At 37.4% G+C, this 6,000-nt stretch carries 7 protein-coding genes and 2 pseudogenes; 7 read left to right on the forward strand and 2 right to left on the reverse strand.

Annotated features, from left to right (window positions below):
• The first annotated feature begins 310 nt into the window (after positions 1-310).
• Complete coding sequence (locus FO440_RS25060; RefSeq protein WP_144250196.1) at positions 311-568, forward strand: helix-turn-helix domain-containing protein; 258 nt, start codon at positions 311-313, stop codon at positions 566-568.
• A 1,784-nt stretch (positions 569-2,352) separates the two neighbouring features.
• The gene (locus FO440_RS20685; protein WP_144250197.1) at positions 2,353-2,577 is read left to right on the forward strand and encodes a hypothetical protein; all 225 of its coding nucleotides are present in this window, start codon (positions 2,353-2,355) and stop codon (positions 2,575-2,577) included.
• Between the two features lie 59 nt (positions 2,578-2,636).
• On the opposite strand, the gene FO440_RS20690 is transcribed toward FO440_RS20685, so the two are convergent.
• Entirely contained in the window at positions 2,637-2,861 is a 225-nt protein-coding gene (locus FO440_RS20690) for a hypothetical protein (protein WP_144250198.1), read from the reverse strand.
• Between the two features lie 776 nt (positions 2,862-3,637).
• On the opposite strand from FO440_RS20690, the gene FO440_RS20695 reads away from it, so the two are divergent.
• From FO440_RS20695 to FO440_RS20705, 3 genes and pseudogenes are all read left to right on the forward strand, one after another.
• Entirely contained in the window at positions 3,638-4,120 is a 483-nt protein-coding gene (locus FO440_RS20695; RefSeq protein WP_262711501.1) for an RNA polymerase sigma factor, read from the forward strand.
• Positions 4,121-4,193: 73 nt separating this feature from the next.
• A pseudogene (ssb, locus tag FO440_RS20700) lies at positions 4,194-4,531 on the forward strand (single-stranded DNA-binding protein).
• Between the two features lie 211 nt (positions 4,532-4,742).
• Complete coding sequence (locus FO440_RS20705; protein WP_144250200.1) at positions 4,743-5,087, forward strand: hypothetical protein; 345 nt, start codon at positions 4,743-4,745, stop codon at positions 5,085-5,087.
• A gap of 57 nt (positions 5,088-5,144) precedes the next feature.
• Here the strand turns inward: FO440_RS20705 and FO440_RS24555 are convergent, their stop codons facing one another.
• A complete protein-coding gene (locus FO440_RS24555; protein ID WP_186292734.1) occupies positions 5,145-5,306 on the reverse strand; it encodes a hypothetical protein in 162 nt (53 codons plus the stop codon).
• Between the two features lie 32 nt (positions 5,307-5,338).
• Between FO440_RS24555 and FO440_RS25145 the strand changes: the two are divergent.
• Positions 5,339-5,599, forward strand: a pseudogene (locus FO440_RS25145) (PAS domain-containing protein); the annotation flags it as partial.
• Between the two features lie 114 nt (positions 5,600-5,713).
• Positions 5,714-6,000: hypothetical protein (locus tag FO440_RS20715; RefSeq protein ID WP_144250201.1), on the forward strand; the 287-nt coding region annotated here is incomplete at its 3' end.

Raw genomic sequence — 6,000 nt, forward strand, 5'->3', positions numbered from 1 at the left:
ACTTTCTTAGATAATACTTTGCAGAGTGTGGGCAGACATACATTTGCAGTGGAGACCAAAACAATAATAGCTTGACTAATCCGGTTTTTGGTATTTGTTCAAGTGCTGCAAATGAACAATTGGGGCAAGAGAGGTACAACTCTTTGGGGGAATTTAAAACTGACATAGGGATTTACTTTGACATTTGTATATGCAACTATCAAGCCAGATTTATAGATAAATAAGTCTAAAAAGATGCCGACCTTCAACATTGTTCTATTGATTTTAGAAATTAGACTTTTTATTTTAGTTATATTAAAGAGACGATCAAGTGGCTGATTATAAAAAAATTATTTCAACAGTTTTAGTTAATATCCGAAAGCGCCGGGGTGAGTTAGGCTACTCACAAGAATATATGGCTCTAAAGCTTCACATATCTCAAAATTCCTACAGTAAGTTAGAATTGGGAATTACAAAGTTAACAGTTCAGAAATTTCTGGAAATTTCTGAACTGTTACAAGTTTTGCCATCTAGCCTAACAAACGATACTAATTATGTGAATGAGATCAGGCATCAATCGAAGGGCTGAATCGTCGAAATTCAAATTTTCACATGAAATTTATTTAAGCACTTCTAGCACCTCTTCCGATCCAAAGGCAGCCAAAACAAAAATCTTCGAACAATTTGCCGTGGGGTTTTGAGATAAGCGTTATACCCACAATCATAACGTTTGGCTTTAGCACTGGAGTTAACTGTTGTAGGTTAGCTGAATGGCTGCTTTAAAAAAGGGTTTAGGAGTCAATCAGTTTTTCTATCGATACTTCTTCATAAGTGTATATGTTGTTTATTGGCTGATAGCCTGACGAACTTTATGTTTCTGGCTATCGGCTTTTAATTTATAAATAGTTGCCGATTATTAATGTACCTTCGCTGCTCTCACACATTTGGTTAATTGTCGATTGCTTGCTTATGTGGCGTTCGTAGGTAGTCGGCACTTAATATCTACCGCATAACTATATTAGCCTCGGCGTAAATAATGCTCTGCGGCGCCAAAAATAATCATCCAGCAGATTGAGCTTATATTTTACATGCCCTGATGTTTGTATTTGTATTATAAAAAAAACAACCAATAAGCATATGGAAAGAATATGTTAGCACATTGGTTGAAGAATTTGAAATTTATTAGGTAGCAAAATAATTATGTCTACGCAAAGTCCTAAGCTAAATTAGATTTCAGCATTCTAAGTGTTGGTTTGCATATCATAATCGATAATTGCCGAAAAAAACCGGGCAGATAAATACATCAAAAAAAGGCTAATCATTTCTGATTAGCCTCATTAGTTAATCGACTTTAAATACCCCTATTTATGAGTCAACTTCTACACAATAGAATTCTCCGGGTATTGTTTTATTAATTAATAAATTGAATGAACTTGCTAACCGAAAAAAGAAGTAAAAATCAGGAAAACTGCTATCACAATAATCAATATTACTGCTAAGGTTGCTATAATCCGCAAATAGATTTTTTCAGAATCCATCAGAAAAAGGCTATCTGTTTTGCAATAGCCCCCCGTAGTTATTGATCTTAAAAAAACACTTCGTTGTGTATCAGTCTATTAATAACATCTATAAGTACCCATTGTTTTTTTCGGATCTGTGATAGGCGTTTTATTTCAGCAAGCGCCAAGTTACCCATTGATTCGTTTTGGGTAAATTTTTCATTTTTATTTCGAGTCTTTGATCGTTCAATTATCGATTACAATTAATTTATTGTTCAGTATGAAAAATAACTGGGCGCGCTAGTGGTAAAATCTTTTGATGGTTTGTTAAAAAAAATTTTAAAAGCTTACAGGATGTCAATAATTAATCCGACCTAAAATCATCAGCGTATAAAGCTCCGGCAACAATCGAAGCTTTGGTTTTCCAAAACGTTGTAGCACTAAAAAGCCCCGGACATGATGCCGGGAACTAAATTGTTAATTGAAAATGCGGGGGTTTTGAATACGTTTAAGTATTCGCGTTTATTTGCCTGATACTTATTTGCGCTTTTAAAGATATCCCGTAAGTAACGTTATTCAGAAATATTTTTGGTAGAGTGCAGCCATACTTTCAGGTTAGGTTGTTTTTGCGAAGCCTAGAACGCCTTATATTGAACCGTTTCTGTTTCCGGGAAACTGTAGTAAATTTATCTTTCAAACTTTTTTTGTTTATTAAAAGCCCCCCGGATTTAAGCCAGTCCTAAAAGGTGTAAATGATATATCTTAAACAAATCATTATAAACGTTTAGCTATCAACATTTTACTTTCTGTGTTATCAATTAGTTTTTGAACAAAGATTTACTTTGGTTCTGTTTTTGTATCAGGCCTTATCATTATGATAAATCTCCCCCTACAAACAGTTATTGACAAAATCAATGACGCTCTTACCGATGGTAACCGGGCAACACTTCACGAAAATTCCATCAGGTTCATTATAAACGAGCCGCAGGATAAAATGATGAAAATAATGGAGTATATGGATTTGGTTGAAGATGTAACCGGAAATTCAGCCAACCTGTACCAATTTGATATCGTTTATAAAAAAGAGCATAACGTCTAAAATTAAAAAACAAAAAGCTTTTATTCACCAGCATATTATACTACGGGCCTGAGAAATGGTTACGCCGGGCTTAAATCCAATTTCTGGTCGAAAGTTAGTTTAACCTGTTCCAGATGTTTTAACTTTTCATTTACTGCTGAATACAAACTCTGCATGATAACTTCTTCAGCTTCTAGAATGTAACTGTAGCTAACAAATGTTATTTTAATGGCATTGCGGGGTATAGTATCTACTGCCGCTTTGAGAACTTTTTCATAAGCGGTCTTTGGTATTCTTATTGTCATATATTGTTTGGGTTTAGAGTGAGTTTTTGACCAGAACTGCTATAAAAGTTTCCGTAGTATCCATTGAAATGGAAGATGTAACTGACTTTATCATAAAACCATCAAAAAATGCTGCCAGGACTTTTAATTGACACTGTAAAGCGTTGGTCTCGATGATTAGTTGAACGGTGGTCATTATATATGTAACTGTAATATTACAGAATAAGTTGTTTGAGCATCTACATTTATTTGCTTGGGACTTTTTAACGGTGGCTAATCATGCTGAAGCTGAAACTCACCGTTATCAAAATTGAATAATATTCCTGTTAGAAACAGTCCAAAAAAATTCTTTGCTGATTATATCTTCTTGATGTCATTGACAGATAGTAGTTGTTTGCGATCAATTTTAGGATATCAGCGCCTTTAAATAAAGCAGATTATTGCATATAAACTTCCAGTTTATGTGCAAGCGATTATACACCATTTCCTTATTTATCGCGTGTTTTTTTGGAAATGCCTTTTTATAATATTGTAATTAAATGCGCAACTTATAATCAAGAATTTACCTTTCATCGGCTTGTTCGGGACAATTATAGCGCTAAATAGAGTACAGTCCATTGTGGGTGGAGCTGTTTTATTGGCTAGTCCCTCCGCGGAATGGGGAGATGTAAACATGGCACCACTTTAGCATAATACCCGTATAGCCCCCTAATTACACGATTAAACTTATCCGAAAGTTATCCGAGCAGGAACTTATTGCAGCTATTATTTATCGGGACCGCCTTGGTGCAGAAGCATTGTATGTTATGTACTCAAAATCACTCTACGGGATTATTATAAAGATCGTAATCAAACAAGAATTGGCTGAGGACGTATTGCAGGATGCGTTTCTTAGAATCTGGAATGAAATTGAAAAGTATGATGCGAATAAAGGCCGCCTGTTTACATGGATGGTGACCATTGCACGCAATCTTTCGATTGTTGTTTTGCGTTCCTCTAAACATCGGCATTACGCGGCCACTTTGCCAATCGATTTACATCTTGACTCAATAGATTCAGGACGTTTTACTGTACTCAATAGGGACGCTATAGGCGTCAGGCTACTATTGGATTTGCTAAAGGATGACCACAAAGTGATCTTTGAACTTATCTATTACAAAGGCTACAAGCATGTAGAAGTTTCAGAGTTGCTAGACGTTCCGTTGGGTACAGTAAAGTCCCGCTGGCGCAGCGGCTTGCTTACACTCAGATCTATTTACGGTGTGCCGCATAACCTTTAAAACGAAAGAAAGCATTGTGTTAACACCGGTAGACTGAACAAGCTGAATTTGAATTTCCCCTAATCAAAATAACATGTCAGGCATCAACAAAGTATTTTTAATCGGCCACCTAGGCAAAGATCCGGACTTGAGAAAGTTGGACAATAACGTTACCAATGTTCTGTGCCCTTTAGCGACCAGCGAATTCATGAACAGGAATGGCGTAAGGGTGGAACAAACGGACTGGCATAACATTGTGATGTGATAAAAAAGGGTGCGTTTGTGTATATCGAGGGTAAGTGCCGTACGAGAGCATATGATGATCAGTCAGGCGTACATAAATACGCTACTGAGATAGTAGCTGATTCATTTAAACTGTTGGGCAGAACAATTGACTTCAATAGAAATCCCTTAGATAATGGAGAAGAATAGGCTTCGTTTGCCAAGGTAAAACGAACAAGGATTTAAAGGCAAAATTCATATTATTGCTAAAGCAGTCAACGGGACTTAAAGGTTTCACAGATTTTTTTTAGAGGTTAAGCAAACATTTATTCCGACAGCAGGTTATAAACCTACTAACTTTCCTGTTTTGTTGGGAATAGGGGCATCGGCTTTGGGCAGCTATATTTAAATAAAGCTGTTTATGGTACCACTATTCTTTAAACTCCACAATGAGTTATCGCTGATGATTATTCCTGATACAGCAGTTCACCTTGACGGTCATACGATCATTACACATACCTACAGCGTATTTAAAGATACCGGCTCGGGCAATCCATTTGTTGCGCGCAGCAAAGAGAGTACTTTACACCTAGAAATCATCAACGATCCCAGTTACTATGGTTATATTACATTCGAAATGCCGGATAAACTTTTCACTTATACCGCCGACGGCACATTGGAACTCACAAGAGACGAAGTGGAGCAGACGATTGAACTGCTTAGTCATATTCGGACCAATCCAGCGCTTTGGAGTAATTTTAAATGATTGAACCAAGATTGGCTCGATAGCTTAACTGTAAAGGCCGCAGTTCTTCGTTAGTGATTAGTAATTTCTGTCCATCAGTAATAGGTAAACCAAACCATCAAACCATCGAGATAGCCTAATCTCGACATGCCAGCATAAACTTTCAAAAGCGAACCATCGCCATGCGGTGGAACGGCTTAGTTTCCAGTCATCTAACAGCAATGGCGATGATGCTGGCATAGCCAACGAACTGTGGAAGACGGACCAACTGCATAAAAAAAAAGCAGGATACTTACGACCGGGGCGATGTACTGGGCAAAAACTGCCGGTTCTTACAGGGCGATCAACGATTACAGGACGGCAGGTTTGAAATTCAGGAGGCTTTACTAAATAATAGTCATTGTGTAGTTGAATTACTAAACTACAGGAAAGACGGTTCAGAATTCTGGAACGAGATCTATATTTCACCAATAAAAAATGAGTCGGGCGCAACCACCCACTATATTGGCATTCAGAATGATATTTCCGACCGCAAATTAAACGAGATCAAATTAAAGTCTGAAGCCGAACAGTTTAAAAACCTGCAACAGCAAAAGAACAATTTTATCAGTGCGGCAAGTCACGAGTTAAAGACGCCGGTGACCAGTTTGAAAGCTTCCTTACAGCTTTTGAATAAAGTAGATGACGCACAGCATACCACTAAAGTTTCCGCTTTGATTACGCAAGCCAACAAGAGTATCGGAAAAGTAGCTAACCTGATCGAAGAATTACTGATTTCAGACCAATTGCTGGAAGGCAGCCTGGAACTTCGTAAAACTAAGTTTGCTTTGGGAAAATTAATCAGTGCGTGTTGCAGCAGCACACGCCTGGAAGGAAAATACAAGATCGTTTTGCATGGAGATGAAGACCTGGAAGTCTTCGCCGATTTTGAACG

Source organism: Mucilaginibacter corticis (assembly GCF_007558865.1).
Taxonomy (GTDB): Bacteria; Bacteroidota; Bacteroidia; order Sphingobacteriales; family Sphingobacteriaceae; genus Mucilaginibacter; species Mucilaginibacter corticis.